Source organism: Klebsiella sp. C360 (genome assembly GCF_048822415.1).
GTDB classification, from domain to species: Bacteria; Pseudomonadota; Gammaproteobacteria; order Enterobacterales; family Enterobacteriaceae; genus Klebsiella; species Klebsiella quasipneumoniae.
The window spans coordinates 786700-808591 of the sequence record NZ_JBMEZZ010000001.1 but is presented as its reverse complement, the minus strand read 5'-3'; the positions used below and the strand labels follow the sequence as shown (position 1 = coordinate 808591).

Below are 21892 nucleotides of genomic sequence, written 5' to 3'. Positions count from 1 at the left end.
AGGTATTTCTGATACAACTTTAAGGGAGATTGATTTAGCGCAAAATTGGCGGCAGGAAGTCTGCCGCCAGCGCCTGCTCAGGCGGCAAAAAAGGCGATCAGGATCGGGACCAGCAGGCTCAGCAGAAAACCGTGCACGATGGCGGCAGGGACGATCTCCACGCCGCCGGAACGCTGCAGCACCGGTAAGGTGAAGTCCATGGAGGTGGCGCCGCACAGCCCCAGCGCCGTGGAGCGGCTACGGCGAATCAGGCCCGGAATTAACATGATGGCCAGCAGCTCGCGGCACAGGTCGTTAAAGAACGCCGCGCTGCCGATCACCGGGCCAAAGGATTCGGTCAGTAAAATACCGGAGAGTGAATACCAGCCGAAGCCGCTGGCCATCGCCAGACCGGTCTTTAGCGGCAAATCCAGAATAAAGGCGTTGAGGATGCCGCCGAGTAATGAACTGGCCGTGACCACCACGGCGACGATCATTCCCCGCCGGTTGAGGACTATTTGTCGCAGACTCATTCCATTATTGCGTAATTGAATACCGACGAGGAACAGGAGAAAGATCAGCGTATATTCGCTGGCTTCGGTGGCGTGTTGTAAAAAAGACAGGCCGGTCAGGCCAAGCAAGAAACCGAGCACCACCACACCGCACAGCTGGAGTGATTCCAGGGCCATGGCCAGGCGCGAGGGTAATTTCTCCTGACGATGCAGACTGCGCCAGGGCATTTTTCTTTCCAGCCACAGCAGAGCGGTAATATTACACAGTAAAATGATGACCACGCTCACCGCGGCGAAATGCAATATCGCCAGCAGATTGCTGGCCAGATTGTCGAGAAACGCCAGGCTGATACCCATAAAAAAGAGGATCACATAGACAATCCAGCTCAGCATCCGGTTAATCAGTTTTAACGCGGAGGAGTGACGAAGAGGCAGTAAATAGCCGACGACCAGCGGCAACAGAATGATGAACAGTCCCGAGAACATGAACGATGCAACCCTTGCATGATGAGAATAGCGCTCATGACACTATCCAAATAGCCGGGCCGAGTAAAGCTGTCGCCAGAAAGAAAAAGCCCGGGGACCCGGGCTTTAGAAAAGATTAATCGCGTTTTTCCAGCAGAGTGCGGTACAGCACGCCGCCGAGGATCCCGCCGACGATCGGCATGACCCAGAACAGCCACAGCTGCTGCAGCGCCCAACCGCCCTGGAAAATCGCCACCGCGGTGCTGCGCGCCGGGTTGACTGAGGTGTTGGTGACCGGAATGCTGATCAAATGGATGAGGGTCAGCGCCAGGCCGATAGCGATCGGCGCGAAGCCCGCAGGCGCGTGTTTGTCGGTAGCGCCATGGATAACCAGCAGGAAGCCGCAGGTCAGTACGATTTCAATAACGATAGCCGACAGCATAGAGAAGCCGCCCGGGGAGTGTTCGCCATAGCCGTTGGAGGCAAAACCGCTGGCGGCGGCATCAAAGCCGGCTTTACCGCTGGCCACTACGTACAGCACCGCGGCGGCAATAATTCCGCCGACCACCTGGGCGATAATATAGCCAATGACCTCTTTCGCCGGGAAACGACCGCCGGCCCACAGGCCTAAGGTCACCGCCGGGTTGAAATGACCGCCGGAAATATGGCCAACCGCATACGCCATGGTTAATACGGTTAAACCAAATGCCAGCGCCACGCCGGCAAAACCGATACCCAGCTCGGGAAATGCTGCGGCAAGGACGGCGCTACCGCAGCCGCCAAATACAAGCCAGAAGGTGCCGAAGCATTCGGCTGCTAATTTTCTGAACATAACCACCTCAATTTAAATGTTTACGCGCACGAGCGGACCGTGCCGTTCTTTATTTATCGTGATAAGGGACGACGATAAAAATAAAGCGGCGTTATTCTAGAGATAATCGCCATCCCAGAGCCAGTTAAATATATTGATATTATTTGATTTAGGGCAAGGTGAAGGGATTGCTTTTGCCAGTTTAACTATTCCTATATCCATCCAAGATTATCAATAGTGTAGAACATAACGTCTGAAATAAAACTATTTTGTTTGATGAATAATCAACAGCGGTTAATAGGCGGTAAGTGTGTAATTTTATGAATATATTTAACCTGCTGAATAGGATGCGCGAGGTGACTAAGCGGAGTGTCATCTTGCCGCCGCCCTCGCTATACTGTTGATTACTGAAGGAGAGTGGTGGTTTAGCGGAGGGGATATGCTTCTTGAGCGCGTAGAAATCGTCGGTTTTCGCGGTATCAATCGTCTGTCGTTGATGCTCGAGCAAAATAACGTCCTGATCGGGGAAAACGCGTGGGGGAAGTCCAGTCTGCTTGATGCGCTGACCCTGCTTTTGTCGCCAGAGTTCGATCTTTATCACTTTGTTCGCGATGACTTTTGGTTCCCCGCGGGCGACATCCAGGGGCGCGAGCACCATTTGCATATTATTCTGACCTTCCGCGAAACGGAGCCGGGACGCCATCGGGTGCGGCGTTTCCGTCCGCTTCAGCGCTGTTGGGTGCCCTGTGATGACGGGTATCACCGGGTGTTCTACCGCCTGGAAGGCGAACTTGCCGATGACGACAGCGTGATGACCCTGCGCAGTTTTATCGATGGCGAAGGCGAAGCGCTGGCGCTGGAGGATATCGATGAGCTGGCCAGACACCTGGTGCGTTTGATGCCGGTGCTGCGCCTGCGCGACGCGCGCTTTATGCGGCGTATTCATAACGGAACGGTACCGCACTCGCCGCAGATAGAGATCACCGCCCGCCAGCTGGATTTTCTGTCCCGCGAACTGGTCAGCCACCCGCAAAATTTATCCGACGGTCAGATCCGCGAGGGGTTGTCGGCCATGGTGCAGCTGCTGGAGCATTATTTTGCCGAGCAAAGCAGCGCCCAGACGCGACATCGCCTGATGCGGCGGCGTTCCCATGATGAACAGCGTAGCTGGCGTTATCTGGATATTATCAACCGGATGATCGACAAGCCCGGCGGGCGCAGCCATCGGGTGATCCTGCTGGGGCTGTTCGCCACCCTGCTGCAGGCGAAAGGGACGGTGCGCCTCGATCGCGACGCGCGGCCGCTGCTGTTGATTGAAGATCCCGAGACCCGCCTGCATCCGATCATGCTCTCCGTCGCCTGGCATCTGCTGAATTTGCTGCCGTTGCAGCGGGTGACCACCACCAACTCCGGAGAGCTGCTGTCCCTGACGCCGGTGGAGCAGGTGTGTCGGCTGGTGCGTGAATCGGCGCGGGTGTCGGCATGGCGGCTGGGGCCCGGCGGAATGAATGCCGAAGAGAGTCGGCGCATTGCCTTTCATATCCGCTTCAATCGCGCCTCATCGCTCTTCGCCCGCTGTTGGCTGCTGGTGGAGGGGGAGACGGAAACCTGGGTTATCAACGAACTGGCCCGCCAGTGCGGCCATCATTTTGATGCTGAAGGGGTGAAAGTCATTGAATTCGCCCAGTCGGGCCTGAAGCCGTTGATCAAATTCGCCCGCCGGATGGGGATCCAGTGGCACGTGCTGGTGGACGGCGATGAGGCAGGGAAAAAATATGCCGCGACCGTACGCGGCCTGCTGAATAACGATCGCGAGCTGGAGCGCGACCATCTTACCACTCTGCCGGCGCTGGATATGGAACACTTTATGTATCGTCAGGGATTTGATGACGTTTACCACCGGGTGGCGCAGATCCCGGATAATGTGCCCATGAATATGCGGCGGGTGATCACCAAGGCCATTCATCGTTCATCCAAGCCGGACCTGGCGATTGAGGTGGCAATGGAAGCCGGCCGCCGTGGGGTGGACGCAGTGCCGACGCTGCTGAAAAAAATGTTCTCGCGGGTACTGTGGCTGGCCCGCGGTCGCGCCGATTAATCTCTTCGCCGTCGGGGGGCTCGGCGGCGCAAAGCTCTCCGGCAGCTAAACAAAACGTCATTGGCGCGAAAAATGGATGTTCTGTTGCCAACGGGTTTCGATAGAATCACCGCCTGGATCGGCAGGGAAACAGCAGGAATCGGAATATGAAATTGAAGGGAAAACGCAGGACCGTCTGGTGGCTGTTGGCGATCGTGGTGCTGGGTCTGGCTGTCTGGGGATGGCGGATCCTCAACGCGCCGCTGCCGCACTACCAGACACTGGTGGTGCGCAAAGGCGACCTCCAGCAGAGCGTGCTGGCTACCGGCAAGCTGGATGCCCTGCGAAAAGTTGACGTCGGCGCCCAGGTCAGCGGGCAGCTGAAGACGCTGCACGTGAATATCGGCGATAAGGTCAAAAAGGACCAACTGCTGGGGGTTATCGATCCTGAGCAGGCGCAAAACCAGATCAAAGAGGTGGAAGCGACGTTGATGGAACTGCGCGCCCAGCTCAATCAGGCGCGCGCGGAGAGTAAGCTGGCGCAGGTGACCCTGGCCCGTCAGCAGCAGCTGGCGCAGCGCCAGCTGGTCTCGCGACAGGACCTCGATACCGCGGCCACCGACCTGGCGGTGAAACAGGCGCAAATCGGCACCATTGAAGCGCAAATTAAGCGCAACCAGGCTACGCTCGACACCGCGAAGACCAACCTCGACTACACGCGGATCCTGGCGCCGATGGCTGGCGAAGTGACGCAAATTACCACCCTGCAGGGACAGACGGTGATCGCTGCCCAGCAGGCGCCGAACATTCTGACCCTGGCGGACCTCAGCACCATGCTGGTTAAAGCGCAGGTCTCCGAAGCGGATGTCATCCATCTCAGACCGGGGCAAAAGGCGTGGTTTACCGTGCTGGGCGACCCGTTAACCCGCTATGAAGGCAAGCTGAAGGACATTCTGCCGACGCCGGAAAAAGTCAACGACGCCATCTTCTATTATGCCCGCTTCGAGGTCCCGAACCCGCAGGGGATCCTGCGCCTCGACATGACCGCGCAGGTGCATATTCAACTGGCCGAGGTGAAGAACGTGATCACCATCCCGCTGAGCGCCCTGGGCGATGCGGTCGGTGATAACCGCTACCACGTCCGGCTGTTGCGTACCGGCGAGGTCAAAGAGCGTGAGATTGTCATTGGCGCGCGCAATGATACCGACGTCGCGGTGGTGCAGGGACTTGAAGAGGGGGATGAGGTGATCGTCGGCGAGAGCGCGAGCGGGGCGGCAAAATGACGGCCTTGCTCGAGCTGCGTGATATTCGTCGCAGCTATCCTTCCGGCGACGGCAGCGTTGAGGTCCTCAAGGGGATCACCCTCAGTATCCATGCCGGGGAGATGGTGGCGATCGTGGGCGCCTCCGGCTCGGGTAAATCAACGCTGATGAACATCCTTGGCTGCCTTGATAAACCCACCAGCGGCACCTATCGAGTGGCGGGAACCGATATTGCGCAGCTGGATGGCGATGCGCTGGCCCGTCTGCGGCGGGAACACTTTGGTTTTATCTTTCAACGCTATCACCTGCTGTCGCATTTGACCGCCGCGCAGAACGTCGAAGTGCCGGCGGTGTATGCCGGTAGTGAAAGGCGGGCGCGCCTGGCGCGCGCTCATGAGCTGCTGGCGCGCCTGGGGCTTGGCGATCGCGCCGACTATCAGCCGTCGCAGCTGTCCGGCGGACAACAGCAGCGGGTCAGTATCGCCCGCGCCCTGATGAACGGTGGGGAAGTGATCCTCGCCGATGAGCCGACCGGCGCGCTGGATAGCCATTCCGGCGAAGAGGTGATGGCGATCCTGCACCAGCTGAAAGCGCAGGGGCACACGGTCATCATTGTCACTCACGATCCGCAGGTCGCCGCTCAGGCGGAGCGGATCGTCGAGATCCGCGATGGCGAAATCGTCCGCAACCCCTCCGCCAGCCGCCAGGGCGGTGGGCTGCGCGCCCGTCAGCAGGAGGAGCCCTCGGCGTGGCGTCAGTTCACCAGCGGCTTTCGCGAGGCGCTGGTCATGGCCTGGCGGGCGATGGCGGCGAATAAAATGCGTACCCTGCTGACCATGCTCGGCATTATTATTGGGATTGCCTCGGTGGTATCGATCGTCGTGGTGGGCGATGCCGCCAAACAAATGGTGCTGGCAGATATTCGCGCGATAGGCACCAATACCATTGACGTCTACCCTGGCAAGGATTTTGGCGATGACGACCCGCGCTATCAACAGGCGCTGAAGTATGACGACTTGCTGGCGATCCAGAAACAGCCGTGGGTGCGTTCCGCTACGCCGGCGGTGTCAAAAAGCCTGCGTCTGCGCGCCAACAATATTGACGTAGCCGCCAGCGCGGAAGGGGTGGGGCCGCAATACTTTAATGTTTACGGCATGACCTTTAGCGAGGGCAATACCTTTAATGAGCTGCAGCTCAACAGCCGGGCGCAGGTGGTGGTGCTCGACAGCAATACCCGTCGCCAGCTGTTTCCCAATAAAGCGAAAGTGGTGGGCGAGGTGATTCTGGTGGGCAATATGCCGGCCACGGTGATTGGCGTTGCGGATGAAAAGCAGTCGATGTTCGGCAGCAGTAAAATTCTCCGCGTCTGGTTGCCCTACACCACCATGGCGGGAAGGGTGATGGGCCAGTCGTGGCTGAACTCGATCACCGTCCGCGTTCATGAAGGCTATGACAGCGACACCGCTGAAAAGCAGCTGCTGCGTTTGCTGGAGCTGCGGCATGGTAAAAAAGATGTATTCACCTGGAATATGGACAGCATCTTGAAAACCGCCGAAAGGACCACACATACCTTACAGCTGTTCCTCACATTGGTGGCGGTGATCGCCCTGGTGGTCGGCGGGATTGGCGTGATGAATATTATGCTGGTGTCGGTGACCGAACGAACGCGTGAGATAGGCATCCGCATGGCGGTTGGCGCCCGGGCCAGCGATGTGCTGCAGCAGTTTCTCATCGAAGCGGTGCTGGTTTGCCTGGTCGGCGGCGCGCTGGGGGTGACATTGTCGCTGATGATTGCGTTTATTCTGCAGCTGTTTCTCCCCGGCTGGGAGATCGGTTTTTCGCCGCTGGCGCTGGTGACAGCGTTTCTCTGTTCGACGTTAACCGGGGTGCTGTTTGGGTGGCTGCCGGCGCGCAATGCGGCGCGGCTCGATCCGGTGGATGCCCTGGCGCGGGAGTAGTCGGGATGAGAAATAAAAATGCCAGTCAGAAGGACTGGCATTTTATTAGCAGGATGTACACAATGAAGCAAAAGAGTTATGCAGCCGTTTCCGCTTCCACAGGGACGATCACGCTGGCGTGGTTGCCTTTTGGCCCCTGGTGAACATCAAACCGAACGGCTTGTCCGGCTTTTAGCGTTCTGTAACCATCCATCTGGATGGTGGAGTAATGGGCGAAAATGTCTTCGCCGCCGCCCTCAGGGCAGATAAAACCGAACCCTTTGGCATTGTTGAACCACTTAACAGTACCCATTTCCATACTTCGACATCCTTCGTAAATCTTTATTAGTAAGATGGAATGAACCGGTGGTGGAGTGACGAGTTGTTCAATTGCTCGCCAACTCTCGCCACTACAATTTAGAGAAATACGAAAACGCGTCAAGCGATTGAGGAGGGGGAGCGGCGAAAAATGCGTCAAAATTTGAAGCAGTTAACGCTATTGCCGGGGAATGTGACAGCCGTCGCGGATAGAAGCGATAGATGATAGTTATCTATGATCTGTTGTAGATTTGTGATGAGCATAACCTCTGGTCATCGACAGGCCTCCGCCTGTTGGCAACAGCAACCGATGATGAACACTGACGATGAGTAAGAGAGATTGGCTGGACTTCGAGCACCTGGTTGACGACGAAGTTCGTGATGCGATTAAACCGCCATCTATGTATAAAGTGATATTGGTCAATGATGACTACACTCCAATGGAGTTTGTTATTGACGTGTTACAAAAATTCTTTTCTTATGATGTTGAACGTGCAACGCAACTGATGCTCACGGTTCACTATGAAGGTAAGGCGATTTGTGGCGTGTTTACCGCGGAAGTGGCGGAGACCAAAGTCGCTATGGTGAATCAGTACGCGAGGGAGAACGAGCATCCATTGCTGTGTACGCTGGAAAAAGCCTGAATACAGGCATGAAAATTGGGGGAGGTGCCTATGCTCAATCAAGAACTGGAACTCAGTTTAAATATGGCTTTCGCCAGAGCGCGCGAGCACCGTCATGAGTTTATGACCGTCGAGCACTTGCTGCTGGCTCTGCTAAGCAACCCCTCGGCCCGTGAGGCCCTGGAAGCGTGTTCAGTGGACCTGGTGGCATTGCGTCAGGAACTTGAAGCCTTCATCGAACAAACCACACCCGTCCTGCCAGCCACGGAAGAAGAGCGCGACACCCAGCCGACGCTGAGCTTCCAGCGTGTGCTGCAGCGCGCCGTCTTCCACGTGCAATCTTCTGGCCGCAGCGAAGTGACCGGCGCCAACGTGCTGGTGGCGATTTTCAGCGAGCAGGAGTCGCAGGCCGCCTACCTGCTGCGTAAACATGAAGTGAGCCGACTCGATGTGGTGAACTTCATTTCTCATGGTACACGCAAAGACGAGCCGAGCCAGTCTTCCGATAACAGCGGAAGCCAGCCTGGCAATGAAGAGCAAGCCGGCGGGGAGGAACGTATGGAAAACTTCACCACCAACCTCAATCAGCTTGCTCGCGTCGGCGGCATTGATCCCCTGATCGGCCGTGAAAAAGAGCTGGAACGCGCCATTCAGGTTCTGTGCCGTCGGCGTAAAAATAACCCGCTGCTGGTGGGGGAATCCGGCGTCGGTAAAACCGCCATCGCCGAAGGCCTTGCCTGGCGTATTGTGCAGGGCGATGTGCCGGAAGTCATGGCTGACTGCACCATCTACTCGCTCGATATTGGTTCTCTGCTGGCCGGGACGAAATACCGTGGCGATTTTGAAAAACGCTTTAAAGCGTTGCTCAAACAGCTGGAGCAGGATACCAACAGCATCCTGTTCATTGATGAGATCCACACCATCATAGGTGCGGGGGCGGCGTCTGGCGGTCAGGTCGATGCGGCTAACCTGATCAAACCGTTGCTTTCCAGCGGCAAGATCCGGGTGATTGGCTCCACCACTTATCAGGAGTTCAGCAACATCTTTGAGAAAGATCGTGCGCTGGCCCGCCGTTTCCAGAAAATTGATATTACCGAACCGTCGGTGGAAGAGACCGTCCAGATTATCAACGGCCTGAAGCCGAAGTACGAAGCGCACCACGATGTGCGTTATACCGCCAAGGCGGTGCGTGCCGCGGTTGAGCTGGCGGTGAAATACATTAACGATCGTCATCTGCCGGATAAGGCGATTGACGTGATTGACGAGGCAGGGGCGCGGGCGCGCTTAATGCCGGTCAGCAAGCGTAAGAAAACGGTCAATGTGGCGGATATCGAGTCAGTGGTGGCGCGCATTGCGCGGATCCCTGAGAAGAGCGTCTCCCGCAGCGATCGCGATACGCTGAAAAACCTTGGCGATCGACTGAAAATGCTGGTCTTTGGTCAGGATAAGGCCATCGAGGCGCTGACGGAAGCCATCAAAATGGCGCGCGCCGGGCTGGGCCATGAGCACAAGCCGGTGGGTTCATTCCTGTTCGCCGGGCCGACCGGGGTGGGGAAAACCGAAGTGACCGTGCAGCTGGCGAAGGCGCTGGGTATCGAGCTGCTGCGTTTTGATATGTCCGAATATATGGAACGTCATACCGTCAGCCGTTTAATCGGGGCGCCTCCGGGCTACGTCGGCTTCGACCAGGGCGGGCTGCTGACCGATGCGGTGATTAAACATCCGCACGCGGTGCTGCTGCTCGATGAGATCGAAAAAGCGCATCCGGACGTGTTCAACCTGCTGCTGCAGGTGATGGATAACGGAACGCTGACCGATAACAACGGACGTAAAGCGGACTTCCGCAACGTGGTGCTGGTGATGACCACCAACGCCGGGGTGCGGGAAACCGAGCGTAAATCGATTGGCCTTATTCAGCAGGACAACAGTCCGGATGCAATGGATGAGATCAAGAAGATCTTTACGCCGGAGTTCCGTAACCGTCTCGACAACATTATCTGGTTCGATCACCTCTCCACCACGGTGATCCATCAGGTTGTCGACAAGTTTATCGTCGAGCTGCAGGTTCAGCTGGATCAGAAAGGCGTCTCCCTGGAAGTCAGCCAGGAAGCGCGCGACTGGCTGGCGGAAAAAGGTTACGACCGGGCGATGGGGGCACGTCCGATGGGACGCGTCATTCAGGACAACCTGAAAAAACCGCTGGCGAACGAGCTGCTGTTTGGCTCGCTGGTCGACGGGGGGCAGGTGACGGTCTCTCTGGACAGCGTGAAAAATACGCTGACTTACGACTTCCAGAGCGCGCCGAAGCACAAACCGGAAGCCGCCCACTAAGGCGATATCTTGCATGTAAAAACCGGCCACTGGCCGGTTTTTTTTGCTGGCTGGCGGTAGAAATGAAAAGACCGGGAATTATCCCGGCCTTCAGCATCTGACGCCTTAGTGGCGAAAACAATCAGCGACTACGGAAGACAATGCGGCCTTTGCTCAGGTCGTACGGGGTCAGCTCAACAGTCACTTTGTCGCCCGTCAGAATGCGGATGTAGTTTTTACGCATTTTACCGGAGATATGCGCGGTTACCACGTGACCGTTTTCCAGTTCTACGCGGAACATAGTGTTAGGCAACGTTTCAAGTACGGTGCCCTGCATTTCAATATTGTCTTCTTTGGCCATCTAGTCCTCTGGGGTATCACTACCGTAGTTTTGAACCGGCAAGATAATGCCGAAGTTCATCATGTAAGTAAAGTTTTACGTGTCTACCCTGAATCATTCACCTTACCGCAAGGCGCGCAGTCAGCACGCCGGCAATGGAAATATGACGGGTATGAATCGCCGAAGTAGTTTTGGCGCATTGCCCGGGACACACACGGCCATGCCGCGTGACAGGCGCAAACGTAAAGGGGAGTGACAGAACGATGGGCGTTATCTGACTCTTATTATTCCCAAACGGCGGCGGGGCAACAGGCAGAAGCTACTCTACCGCGCAATTATACCATCCTGACGCAAAATGTGCTGAAAACATTTTATTATCCGCCCGGAAATAGCACCCGTGGTACCCAAAATCGCTCGGGTAGACGGTAGCCGCGTAATACCGACAGATAGTCCAGATAATCGCGGCGGGGAATATCCACTGCGCCTAATGACGCGGTGTGGTTGTTCAGCACCTGACAGTCAATTAATTTACCGCCGCTCTGCGCAAAGTCCTGGCAAAATACCAGCAGCGCGGTTTTAGAGGCATTTTCCGCCCGGCTGAACATCGACTCGCCGCAAAACAATGCCCCCTGCGCCACGCCGTACATTCCCCCCACCAGGGTATTCTCCTGCCAGACTTCAATGGAGTGGGCATGGCCCAGCTCATGCAGCTGGTGATAGGCGCGAACGATGCTGCTGGTTATCCATGTGCCTTCGTCACGATCGCTGGCGCAGCCCTCAATCACCGCGCCAAAGGCGTGATTGAGCGTGACGCGGTAGGGGGAGCGCTGATGAAAGCGCTTCATGCTGCGGCTGAGATGGAACTGTTCCGGCCAAAGCACTGCCCGGGGATCGGGCGACCACCAGAGGATCGGGTCGCCGGGGGAAAACCAGGGAAAAATACCACGCTGATAGGCCATCAGCAGACGCGCGGGGCTTAGATCGCCGCCGAGCGCCAGCAGGCCGTTAGGTTCACGCAGGGCGCCTTCCGGAGAAGGGAAGGCGATAGAATGCCGGGAGAGCTGAACCAGACGCATTTTAACCTCAATACGCATCAGCAAAAATTAGATAATAGCCTACAGACGCTGTTTAAACTGGAAGTACCGGCCCTGTTTAGCGAGCAGCTCCGCGTGACTACCTTGCTCAATTATCTGGCCGTTGTCCATGACTATTATCTGATTAAAACGCGCCAGGCCTCGCAGGCGGTGGGTGACCATCAGCACGGTCTTCTCGCGCATGACTTCCGCCAGCAGATGAAGGATCTGGCTTTCGGTGGCGGCATCCAGACCTTCTGTCGGTTCATCCAGCAGCATCAGCGGCGCATCGTGGAGCAGCGCGCGGGCAATGGCCAGCCGGCGCAGTTCGCCGCCGGAAAGCTGGCGTCCGCCTTCGCCCAGCCAGCCGTTGAGTCCGCCATCTTCCAGCAGTTTTTCCAGGCCTACCTTTTCAAGGGTGGCGCAGAGCAGTGTATCATCAGCCTCAGGCGCCGCCAGCCGCAGGTTGTCGCGCAGGGTGGCGCTGAACAGATGCACGCGCTGCGGCACCACGCTCATTGACTGCCGCAGGGTGGCTTCGCTCAGCCCGGACAGCGGCTGGTCGTTGAGCAATATCTCTCCCTGCGCCGGATCCCATGCGCGGGTGAGCAACTGCAAAAGCGTCGACTTTCCGCAGCCGGTTCGGCCAAGAATAGCGATATGTTCCCCGGCGGCAATCTGCAGGGAGATGTTCTCCAGGGCGAGGGAGGGCTGCTGCGGGTAGCGGAAGGTGACCTGCCTGAAGGTTAAGGCCACCTGCGCAGGCCTGCTGGCCTCGCCCTCAACGAAGGAGACTTCCGGCTGCTGGTCAGTGATCTGCGAGATCCGCAGCGCGGAGGCGATCACCTGACCTAAATGCTGGAAAGCGCCGGTGACGGGCGCCAGGGCTTCGAAAGCCGCCAGGGCGCAGAAGACGAACAGGGCGATCAGCGCCCCGGGCTGACTGTTGCCGCCGACGCCGTCTGAGGCCAGCCAGAGCATGGCCACCACGGCGATTCCGCCGATTAACAGCATTAGCGCCTGTGAAAGCGCGGTCAGCTCGGCCTGGCGACGCTGCGCGTCCTGCCAGCTGAGCTCGGTTTTTTCCATTTGCGCGCGATAGCGGTCGCTGGCGTTAAACACCATCAGCTCCGCCTGGCCCTGCAGCCAGGCGGTAAGCTGTTGCCGATACTGACCGCGCAGCTGGGTCATACTCTCTCCGGCCGGTTTACCGGCGCGATAGAACAGCGGCGGCATAACCAGCAGGGTCACCAGCATGATGCCGCCGAGCGTCAGCGCGAGGGCAACGTCGAGCAGGCTTAATCCGCAGGTCACCACCACAATCACCACCAGCGCGCCGACCAGCGGCGAAATGACCCGCAGGTAGAGATGATCCAGGGTGTCGACGTCGGCGACTACGCGGTTGAGCAGTTCACCCTGGCGAAAGCGCGCCAGCCCCGCCGGAGAGAGGGGGAGCAGTTTGCTGAAGGTGAAGACGCGCAGGTGCTGCAGCACGCGGAAGGTGGCATCGTGGCTGACCAGACGCTCGAAATAGCGTCCGGCGGTACGGATAATCGCTGCGCCGCGTACGCCCGCTGCGGGCAGCATATAGTTAAAACTGTAGATCCCGGCGACGCCCACCACTGCAGAGGCGGAGAGAAACCAGCCGGAGAGCGTCAGCAGGCCGATACTGGCCAGCAGGGTCACAATAGCCAGTACGATGCCGAGCAGCAGCATCCATTTGTGGCGTTTATACAGTGCCAGATAGGGTAAGAGCGCGCGCATTTAAATCTCCTCCTGACGATGGGCCAACAGCGCCGAGAAGACCCCGCCGGCGCGGGCCAGCGTGGCGTAGTCGCCTTGTTCGATAATCTGTCCGTCCTGCATCACCCAGACGGCATCCCAGTCCGCCAGTCCCTCAAGCTGATGGGTAACCAGCAGCGTGGTTTGCTGGGTGGAGGCGTGGGTCAACGCCTGCATGACCCGTTGTTCGCTATGGGCGTCGAGGCTGGCGGCGGGTTCATCCAGCAGCAGCAGGCGGCACGGCACCAACAGCGCGCGCGCGACCGCGATACGCTGCGCCTGGCCGACCGACAGACGGCCCGCCTGATCGCCCACGGCGGTATGGATCCCATCCGGCAGCAGAGCGATAAACTCGCTCACCCAGGCCTTGTCCAGCGCCAGCCGAAGCTGGGCATCGCTGGCTTCCGGCCACGCCAGCAGCACATTTTCCCGCAGCGTGGCGGCAGGAAGCTGGGGATTCTGCCCCACCCAGCTTAACAGGCGACGCCAGCGATCGGCGTCCAGCTCGCGCAGCTCGACGCCGTTGACCTTCAGCGAACCTTCATAGGGCAAAAAGCCGAGCAGGGTGTTCAGCAGGGAACTTTTCCCTGAGCCGCTCTGCCCCACCAGCACCACCCGCGCGCCTGCAGGCAGTGAAAAATTCAGCGGCCCGGCGAGGACTTTCCCGTCGGGAGATTTAATCAGCAGATCGCGCGCTTCCACGCCAATCAGATCGTTATCATTTAAGGTTTTTTCGCCACGCTCCACCTGGGTCAGCGGGGTTTCCATAAACGTTTTCAGACTGTCCGCAGCGCCGACGGCCTGGGCTTTGGCATGGTAGAAGGTGCCCAGGTCGCGTAATGGCTGGAAAAACTCCGGGGCGAGGATCAGCGTCAGGAAGCCCGCCATCAGCGTGACGCCCGCGCCATAGTGGCCGAAGTTAAGCTCGCCCAGGTATGAGAAGCCGAAATAAACCGCTACCAGCGCAATGGAGAGCGAGGTGAAAAACTCCAGTACTCCGGAGGAGAGGAACGCCAGGCGCAGGACTTCCATGGTGCGTTGGCGAAAATCCTGCGAGGCGTCGCGAATATTATCCGTTTCGGCCTGACCGCGGTGAAAAATACGCAAGGTTTCCATGCCGCGCAGACGGTCGAGGAAGTGACCGCTGAGGCGGGCCAGCGCCTGGAAGTTACGCCGGTTGGCATCGGCGGCGCCCATCCCAACCAGGGCCATAAACAGGGGGATCAGCGGCGCGGTGCCGAGGAGGATCAGCGCGGCGGCCCAGTTGATCGGGAAAATAGTGATAACGATCAGCAGCGGCACGCAGGCCGCCAGCGTCATCTGCGGCAGGTAGCGGGCATAATAGTCATGCATATCGTCGATCTGCTCGAGGATAAGCGTCGCCCAGCTGCCGGCAGGTTTACCCTGGATCCACGCCGGGCCCGCCTGCTGGAGACGGTCGAGCACCTGGCGGCGAATTTCATAGCGAATATGCTGCCCGGCCTGAAAGCCGACCCGTTCACGCAGCCAGACCACCCAGGCGCGCAGCACAAAGGTCAGCACCAGCAGGGTCAGCGGCAGCAGCAGGGCGGTTGCAGGAATATTCTCCATCACCATCCGGTGCAGGATCCGCGCCAGGAACCACGCCTGCGCCACGATCAGCAGACCGCTCGCCACGCCGAGGAGGCGGGAAATCATCAACCAGCGACGGGAGATAATGCTTTGCTGTTTTAACCAGCGGGTTAACTCTTGTTGACGGGTTTTATTCATTGCGCGCTTAGCAGGTGTCGTTATGGGAATATTGGGCACGGCAATGTTACATCGCGGCAAAAATAAAGGCGACTTTTCGTCGCCTTCTTTACCTTTGTTACTGACTTGTAAAGATTATTTGCACGCGTCAGCCAGACCGTCGAGGTAACGTTCAGCGTCCAGCGCCGCCATGCAGCCGGTGCCGGCGGAGGTGATAGCCTGACGATAAATATGGTCCATGACATCGCCGGCGGCAAACACGCCCGGGATGCTGGTCTGGGTCGCATTGCCGTGGATACCGGACTGCACTTTGATGTAGCCGTTCTCCAGCTCCAGCTGACCTTCAAAGATGGCGGTGTTCGGGCTGTGGCCGATGGCGACAAACAGACCGGCTACTTCCAGGGACTCGACGTTGTCGCTGTTTTTGGTATCGCGCAGACGCAGGCCGCTGACGCCCATCTGGTCGCCGGTCACCTCTTCGAGGGTGCGATCGGTATGCAGCACGATGTTGCCGCTTGCCACTTTGTCCATCAGGCGTTTGATGAGGATTTTTTCCGCACGGAAGGAATCGCGACGGTGGATCAGATGTACCTCTGAGGCGATGTTCGACAGATACAGGGCCTCTTCAACCGCGGTGTTGCCGCCGCCGATCACCGCCACTTTCTGGTTGCGATAGAAGAATCCATCACAGGTGGCGCACGCAGAAACGCCGCGGCCCTTGAAGGCTTCTTCGGAAGGCAGACCCAGGTAACGGGCTGAAGCGCCGGTGGCGATAATCAGCGCGTCACAGGTGTATTCGCCGCTGTCGCCGGTCAGACGGAACGGCCGGTTTTGCAGGTCGACGCGGCTGATATGGTCGAAAATAATCTCGGTTTCAAATTTCGCGGCATGCTCGTGCATGCGCTCCATCAGCAGCGGACCGGTCAAATCGTTCGGATCGCCTGGCCAGTTTTCCACTTCCGTCGTGGTGGTCAGCTGACCGCCTTTTTCCATCCCGGTGATCAGCACCGGCTGCAGGTTGGCGCGCGCGGCATAGACCGCCGCGGTGTATCCCGCAGGTCCAGAACCAAGAATAAGCAGTTTACTGTGTTTGGCTGTGCCCATGAGATCCCCATAATAATTGGCATACATTGGGCTGGGATTGTAGGGAATTTGTTGGCGTAAAAAAAGAGCGCAGCGATTTTGTTAACGATATGTGCAATAGAAGCGGCCGATGAATTGGCGATTTTCCCGGCAAGGAATATAACTATTTCTACTGTTGGCGGGACAATTATAAGACGAAAAAATGAGAATCAACCAGGGTGGATGATGAATATCTGGCATCTTGTACTAAAAATCGATGTTTTGCTTTGACAATCCCCTGTGCTTTTGCGAAAACATTCAAGGAAGAAGAAAAGCAGTATTTGGCGTGCGGCGAATTTTCATGCACGCAAATGCCATTTTTATCCGGGTTAACGAAATCTACGCATGGTGTGGACAGACGCCATGCGTGATATCGGTGACTGCCGTCAGGCAACGGGCTTCTCACGTACCCCTGGGTTACCTAATGTCGTACGGGTAATAACAGGATGGGCTCTGGCAGTGAAGGCACAGAGCCGGAACAGGAGTAGGGAAGGAATACAGAGAGACAATAATAATGGTAGATAGCAAGAAGCGCCCTGGCAAAGATCTCGACCGCATTGATCGTAACATCCTGAATGAATTGCAAAAAGATGGGCGAATTTCTAACGTCGAGCTTTCTAAACGGGTGGGACTTTCTCCGACGCCTTGCCTTGAGCGTGTGCGTCGTCTTGAAAGACAGGGTTTTATTCAGGGCTATACGGCGCTGCTCAACCCGCATTATCTGGATGCATCACTTCTGGTATTTGTTGAGATTACTCTGAATCGTGGCGCACCGGATGTGTTTGAGCAATTTAACGCCGCAGTGCAAAAACTTGAAGAAATTCAAGAGTGTCATCTGGTTTCCGGTGATTTCGACTATCTGTTGAAAACCCGCGTACCGGATATGTCAGCGTATCGTAAATTACTGGGCGAGACCTTGCTGCGCCTGCCGGGCGTTAACGACACCCGTACCTATGTGGTAATGGAAGAAGTCAAGCAAAGTAATCGTCTGGTTATTAAGACGCGCTAACACGGAACAGGTGCAAACTCGACGTAGTTTGATTACACTCCTGTTAATCCATACAGCAACAGTGCCGGGGAGACCCGGCGCTGTTGTCCGTTTTAGCAGCAGGCAGGAAACAGCCTGATACCTGGAGAGCCTTTCTTGAGCCAGGAATACACCGAAGACAAAGAAGTCAAACTTACCAAACTCAGCAGCGGGCGCCGACTCCTTGAGGCGATGCTCATCCTTTGCTCCCTCTTCGCCATCTGGCTGATGGCGGCATTACTGAGCTTTAACCCCTCGGACCCAAGCTGGTCGCAAACGGCATGGCATGAGCCTATTCATAATTTAGGCGGCGCCCCCGGCGCGTGGCTTGCCGATACCCTGTTTTTCATTTTTGGCGTCATGGCCTATACCATCCCGGTGATCATCATCGGCGGATGCTGGTTTGCCTGGCGGCATCAGGAAAACGACGAATACATTGATTATTTCGCCGTTTCTCTGCGTCTCATCGGTGCGTTAGCCCTGATCCTGACCTCCTGCGGTCTGGCGGCGATTAACGCCGATGATATCTGGTACTTCGCCTCTGGCGGGGTGATTGGCAGCCTGCTGAGCACCACCCTGCAACCGCTGCTGCACAGCAGCGGCGGCACCATCGCTCTATTGTGCATCTGGGCGGCCGGCCTGACGCTGTTTACCGGCTGGTCGTGGGTCAGCATTGCGGAAAAACTGGGCGGCGGCATCCTGTCCGTACTCACCTTTGCCAGCAACCGCACCCGTCGGGATGATACCTGGGTCGATGAAGGCGAATACGAAGACGACGATGAAGAGTACGACGACGAAGAGGCGGCAACCCCCCAGGAGTCGCGTCGGGCCCGTATCTTGCGCAGCGCGCTGGCGCGGCGTAAACGTCTGGCCGAGAAGTTTACCAATCCTATGGGGCGTAAAACCGACGCGGCGCTTTTCTCCGGCAAACGGATGGACGACGGGGAAGAGGCCGTGCAGTACAGCGCCAGCGGTGCGCCTGTCGCCGCCGACGATGTACTGTTTTCCGGTGCCAGCGCCGCGCGTCCCGCAGAGAATGATGTGCTATTTTCCGGCGCCAGCGCTGCGCGCCCGGGCGATTTCGACCCTTACGATCCGTTGCTGAACGGCCACAGTATCGCTGAGCCGGTGGGCGCAGCGGCGGCGGCCACTGCCGCGCCGCAGGCGTGGGGCGAGTCGACGGCGGGCCATCAGGGCGCTGCGCCGGCTTATCAGCCAGAAGCCAGCTATCCGCCGCAGCAGGCCTATCAGCCTGAACCCGCCCCGTTCCAGCAGGCTGCTTATCAGCCGCCAGCGGGGCAACCCGCGCCGCAGGCGTATCAGCCAGAGCCGGCGCAGTATCAACAGCCGGTTTACGATCCGCATGCCGGACAACAGCCTGCGCCGCAGGGGTATCAACCCGAGCATGCGCCGCACCAGCAGCCGGTTTACGATCCATATGCCGGACAACAGCCTGCGCCGCAGGGGTATCAACCAGAGCCTGCACAGTATCAGCAGCCGGTTTACGATCCATATGCCGGGCAACAGCCTGCGCCGCAGGGGTATCAACCCGAGCCTGCACAGTATCAGCAGCCGGTTTACGATCCGTATGCCGGACAACAGCCTGCGCCGCAGGGGCATCAATCCGAGCCTGCACAGTATCAGCAGCCGGTTTACGATCCGCATGCCGGTCAGCCCGCGCCGCAGGGGTATCAACCCGAGCCTGCACAGTATCAGCAGCCGGTTTACGATCCGTATGCCGGCCAGCCCGCGCCGCAGGGGTATCAACCCGAGACTGCACAGTATCAGCAGCCGGTTTACGATCCGTATGCCGGCCAGCCCGCGCCGCAGGGGTATCAACCCGAGACTGCGCCTTATCAGCAGCCGAGTTACGATCCGCATGCCGGCCAGCCCGCGCCGCAGGCGTATCAGCCTGAGCCCGCGCCGGTACCTGCCGCGCAGCCAGAGCCTGAGGTCGTGCAGGAAGAAGTGAAACGTCCGCCGCTCTATTACTTCGAGGAAGTGGAAGAGAAGCGGGCGCGCGAACGCGAGCTGCTGGCTTCCTGGTATCAGCCTATTCCGGAGCCGGAAAGCCCGATCGCCACCAAACCGCTGACGCCGCCAGCCGCCCCGTCCAAACCGCCCGTGGAGTCAACCGTGGTTTCTGCGGTGGCGGCCGGGGTGCATCAGGCAACGGCTGCCAGCGGCGGCTCAGCGGCCGCGACGACGGCGACCGCCGCGTCCGCAGCGACGGCGCCATTGTTCAGCCCGGCCTCCAGCGGACCGCGGGTACAGGTGAAAGAGGGCATTGGTCCAAAACTACCGCGGCCTAATCGCGTTCGCGTCCCGACGCGTCGGGAACTGGCCTCCTACGGCATCAAGCTACCGTCGCAGCGGGAAGCAGAACAGCGCGCGCGGCAGGCAGAGCGCGACCCCCATTATGATGATGGGCTACTCTCGGATGAGGAAGCGGATGCTATGGAGCAGGATGAACTGGCTCGCCAGTTCGCCGCCACTCAACAGCAGCGCTATGGCCATCGCTGGGAAGACGATAACGCGACTGATGACGATGATGCCGACGCTGCGGCGGAAGCGGAGCTGGCGCGCCAGTTTGCCGCCACCCAGCAGCAGCGCTACGCCTCCGAGCAGCCGCCGGGCGCCAATCCGTTCTCGCCGGCGGATTACGAATTCTCGCCGATGAAAACTCTGGTCAATGAGGGGCCGAGCGAGCCGCTGTTTACGCCGACACCGGAAGTACAGCCGCAGCAGCCAGCCCAGCACTATCAACAACCGGCCGCCGCTCCGCAGCAGGGTTATCAACCTGCGCAGCACCAACCGGTACACCATCAGCCAGTGCCGCCGCAGCCTTACCAGACTGCGCCGCAGTCCGTGCCGCAGCACCAGCCGGTTACCCCGCAGGGGCATCAGCCTGCCGCGCCTGCGCCGCAGGAGAGCCTGATCCACCCGCTGCTGATGCGCAATGGCGATAGTCGACCGCTGCAAAAGCCGACGACGCCGCTGCCGTCGCTGGATCTGCTTACGCCGCCGCCCAGTGAAGTCGAGCCGGTGGATACCTTTGCTCTCGAGCAGATGGCACGACTGGTGGAAGCGCGACTCGCCGATTTCCGCATTAAAGCGGATGTGGTGAACTACTCGCCGGGGCCGGTGATCACCCGCTTCGAACTGAATCTGGCGCCTGGCGTCAAAGCGGCGCGAATCTCTAACCTGTCACGGGATCTGGCGCGTTCACTGTCCACGGTCGCCGTGCGCGTGGTGGAGGTGATCCCGGGTAAACCGTATGTCGGGCTTGAGCTGCCGAATAAAAAGCGCCAGACCGTCTACCTGCGTGAAGTGCTCGACAACAGCAAGTTCCGTGATAACCCGTCGCCGCTGACCGTGGTGCTGGGTAAAGACATCGCCGGCGATCCGGTGGTGGCCGATCTGGCGAAAATGCCGCACCTGCTGGTGGCCGGTACCACCGGTTCCGGTAAGTCGGTCGGCGTCAACGCCATGATCCTCAGCATGCTCTACAAGGCGCAGCCGGAAGATGTGCGTTTCATCATGATCGACCCGAAAATGCTGGAGCTGTCGGTCTACGAAGGAATTCCGCACCTGCTGACGGAAGTGGTTACCGACATGAAAGACGCCGCCAATGCGCTGCGCTGGAGCGTCAACGAGATGGAGCGTCGCTACAAGCTGATGTCGGCGCTGGGCGTGCGTAACCTGGCGGGCTATAACGAGAAGATTGCAGAAGCGGCGCGCATGGGTCGTCCGATCCCGGATCCGTACTGGAAGCCAGGCGACAGTATGGACGCCGTGCACCCGGTACTGGAAAAGCTGCCGTATATTGTGGTGCTGGTGGACGAATTCGCCGACCTGATGATGACCGTCGGTAAGAAGGTGGAAGAGCTGATCGCTCGCCTGGCGCAGAAAGCGCGTGCGGCGGGGATCCACCTGGTGCTGGCGACGCAGCGTCCGTCGGTGGATGTCATTACCGGTCTGATTAAGGCCAACATTCCGACGCGCATCGCTTTTACCGTGTCGAGCAAAATTGACTCGCGTACCATTCTGGATCAGGGCGGTGCGGAATCGCTGCTCGGGATGGGGGACATGCTCTACTCCGGGCCGAACTCCACCACGCCGGTGCGCGTCCATGGGGCGTTTGTTCGCGACCAGGAAGTCCACGCCGTGGTTCAGGACTGGAAAGCCCGCGGTCGTCCGCAGTATGTAGACGGCATTACCTCCGACAGCGAAAGCGAAGGCGGCGGCGGTGGCTTCGACGGTGGTGAAGAGCTGGATCCGCTGTTCGATCAGGCGGTCAGCTTTGTGACCGAGAAGCGTAAAGCGTCGATTTCCGGGGTGCAGCGCCAGTTCCGCATCGGCTATAACCGTGCCGCGCGTATTATCGAACAGATGGAAGCGCAGGGCATTGTCAGCGAGCAGGGCCATAACGGTAACCGCGAAGTACTGGCGCCGCCGCCCTTTGAATGAGTGCAAAGTTGGGTAAATAAGCGCAAAATCAGCCAATTCTTCTGTCCCGCCGCCGT

Annotated in this window: 15 protein-coding genes; 7 read left to right on the top strand and 8 right to left on the bottom strand. The window is 58.5% G+C overall.

Going from position 1 to position 21892, the window contains the following annotated elements:
* Nucleotides 1–77 precede the first annotated feature (77 nt).
* A complete protein-coding gene (locus ACOI7D_RS04085) occupies nt 78–977 on the bottom strand; it encodes a lysine exporter LysO family protein (protein ID WP_109546499.1) in 900 nt (299 codons plus the stop codon).
* Between the two features lie 115 nt (nt 978–1092).
* A complete protein-coding gene (gene aqpZ / locus ACOI7D_RS04080; RefSeq protein WP_004201355.1) occupies nt 1093–1788 on the bottom strand; it encodes an aquaporin Z in 696 nt (231 codons plus the stop codon).
* Nucleotides 1789–2206: 418 nt separating this feature from the next.
* On the opposite strand from aqpZ, the gene ACOI7D_RS04075 reads away from it, so the two are divergent.
* The 3 genes from ACOI7D_RS04075 to macB all read left to right on the top strand — a co-directional run bounded on the left by ACOI7D_RS04075 (nt 2207) and on the right by macB (nt 7064).
* A complete protein-coding gene (locus ACOI7D_RS04075) occupies nt 2207–3865 on the top strand; it encodes an ATP-dependent endonuclease (protein WP_023289003.1) in 1659 nt (552 codons plus the stop codon).
* Nucleotides 3866–4011: 146 nt separating this feature from the next.
* Nucleotides 4012–5127, top strand: a complete 1116-nt coding sequence (macA, locus tag ACOI7D_RS04070; protein ID WP_023289004.1) for a macrolide transporter subunit MacA — start codon at nt 4012–4014, stop codon at nt 5125–5127.
* Nucleotides 5124–7064, top strand: a complete 1941-nt coding sequence (gene macB, locus ACOI7D_RS04065; RefSeq protein WP_044521907.1) for a macrolide ABC transporter ATP-binding protein/permease MacB — start codon at nt 5124–5126, stop codon at nt 7062–7064. The genes macA and macB overlap by 4 nt, the downstream gene beginning before the upstream one ends.
* 76 nt (nt 7065–7140) lie before the next feature.
* Here macB and cspD read toward each other — a convergent pair whose 3' ends face one another.
* Nucleotides 7141–7362, bottom strand: coding sequence for a cold shock-like protein CspD (gene cspD, locus ACOI7D_RS04060; protein WP_002896516.1), 222 nt, complete (start codon nt 7360–7362; stop codon nt 7141–7143).
* A 325-nt stretch (nt 7363–7687) separates the two neighbouring features.
* Between cspD and clpS the strand changes: the two genes are divergently transcribed.
* The gene (clpS, locus tag ACOI7D_RS04055) at nt 7688–8005 is read left to right on the top strand and encodes an ATP-dependent Clp protease adapter ClpS (protein WP_002896520.1); all 318 of its coding nucleotides are present in this window, start codon (nt 7688–7690) and stop codon (nt 8003–8005) included.
* A 30-nt stretch (nt 8006–8035) separates the two neighbouring features.
* Nucleotides 8036–10315, top strand: coding sequence for an ATP-dependent Clp protease ATP-binding subunit ClpA (gene clpA / locus ACOI7D_RS04050; RefSeq protein ID WP_032455257.1), 2280 nt, complete (start codon nt 8036–8038; stop codon nt 10313–10315).
* A gap of 121 nt (nt 10316–10436) precedes the next feature.
* On the opposite strand, the gene infA is transcribed toward clpA, so the two are convergent.
* From infA to trxB, 5 genes are all read right to left on the bottom strand, one after another.
* On the bottom strand, nt 10437–10655 hold the full coding sequence (gene infA / locus ACOI7D_RS04045; RefSeq protein WP_001040187.1) for a translation initiation factor IF-1: 219 nt from the start codon (nt 10653–10655) through the stop codon (nt 10437–10439).
* A 353-nt stretch (nt 10656–11008) separates the two neighbouring features.
* Nucleotides 11009–11710, bottom strand: a complete 702-nt coding sequence (gene aat / locus ACOI7D_RS04040) for a leucyl/phenylalanyl-tRNA--protein transferase (RefSeq protein WP_049014702.1) — start codon at nt 11708–11710, stop codon at nt 11009–11011.
* Nucleotides 11711–11749: 39 nt separating this feature from the next.
* On the bottom strand, nt 11750–13471 hold the full coding sequence (gene cydC, locus ACOI7D_RS04035) for a heme ABC transporter ATP-binding protein/permease CydC (RefSeq protein ID WP_109546498.1): 1722 nt from the start codon (nt 13469–13471) through the stop codon (nt 11750–11752).
* Nucleotides 13472–15238 carry a heme ABC transporter permease/ATP-binding protein CydD gene (gene cydD / locus ACOI7D_RS04030; RefSeq protein WP_044521908.1) on the bottom strand — a complete coding sequence of 589 codons (1767 nt, stop codon included), beginning with the start codon at nt 15236–15238 and terminating at the stop codon, nt 13472–13474.
* 114 nt (nt 15239–15352) lie between these two features.
* Nucleotides 15353–16321, bottom strand: a complete 969-nt coding sequence (trxB, locus tag ACOI7D_RS04025) for a thioredoxin-disulfide reductase (RefSeq protein ID WP_002898019.1) — start codon at nt 16319–16321, stop codon at nt 15353–15355.
* A gap of 532 nt (nt 16322–16853) precedes the next feature.
* Here trxB and lrp point away from each other — a divergent pair.
* Together lrp and ftsK are read left to right on the top strand one after the other, a co-directional pair.
* Nucleotides 16854–17348 (top strand): leucine-responsive transcriptional regulator Lrp, encoded by a 495-nt coding sequence (lrp, locus tag ACOI7D_RS04020; protein WP_000228469.1) that lies wholly within the window; start codon nt 16854–16856, stop codon nt 17346–17348.
* A gap of 135 nt (nt 17349–17483) precedes the next feature.
* Entirely contained in the window at nt 17484–21836 is a 4353-nt protein-coding gene (gene ftsK / locus ACOI7D_RS04015) for a DNA translocase FtsK (protein ID WP_109546497.1), read from the top strand.
* Nucleotides 21837–21892: the final 56 nt, after the last annotated feature.

Bases quoted from the DNA above. Each gene is read 5' to 3' on its own strand.
- cydC (WP_109546498.1), bottom strand. From the start codon at position 13,471: ATGCGCGCGCTCTTACCCTATCTGGCACTGTATAAACGCCACAAATGG.
- aat (WP_049014702.1), bottom strand. From the start codon at position 11,710: ATGCGTCTGGTTCAGCTCTCCCGGCATTCTATCGCCTTCCCTTCTCCG.
- ACOI7D_RS04085 (WP_109546499.1), bottom strand. From the start codon at position 977: ATGTTCTCGGGACTGTTCATCATTCTGTTGCCGCTGGTCGTCGGCTAT.
- macA (WP_023289004.1), top strand. From the start codon at position 4,012: ATGAAATTGAAGGGAAAACGCAGGACCGTCTGGTGGCTGTTGGCGATC.
- ACOI7D_RS04075 (WP_023289003.1), top strand. From the start codon at position 2,207: ATGCTTCTTGAGCGCGTAGAAATCGTCGGTTTTCGCGGTATCAATCGT.
- clpS (WP_002896520.1), top strand. From the start codon at position 7,688: ATGAGTAAGAGAGATTGGCTGGACTTCGAGCACCTGGTTGACGACGAA.
- macB (WP_044521907.1), top strand. From the start codon at position 5,124: ATGACGGCCTTGCTCGAGCTGCGTGATATTCGTCGCAGCTATCCTTCC.
- infA (WP_001040187.1), bottom strand. From the start codon at position 10,655: ATGGCCAAAGAAGACAATATTGAAATGCAGGGCACCGTACTTGAAACG.
- trxB (WP_002898019.1), bottom strand. From the start codon at position 16,321: ATGGGCACAGCCAAACACAGTAAACTGCTTATTCTTGGTTCTGGACCT.
- cspD (WP_002896516.1), bottom strand. From the start codon at position 7,362: ATGGAAATGGGTACTGTTAAGTGGTTCAACAATGCCAAAGGGTTCGGT.
- lrp (WP_000228469.1), top strand. From the start codon at position 16,854: ATGGTAGATAGCAAGAAGCGCCCTGGCAAAGATCTCGACCGCATTGAT.
- aqpZ (WP_004201355.1), bottom strand. From the start codon at position 1,788: ATGTTCAGAAAATTAGCAGCCGAATGCTTCGGCACCTTCTGGCTTGTA.
- cydD (WP_044521908.1), bottom strand. From the start codon at position 15,238: ATGAATAAAACCCGTCAACAAGAGTTAACCCGCTGGTTAAAACAGCAA.
- clpA (WP_032455257.1), top strand. From the start codon at position 8,036: ATGCTCAATCAAGAACTGGAACTCAGTTTAAATATGGCTTTCGCCAGA.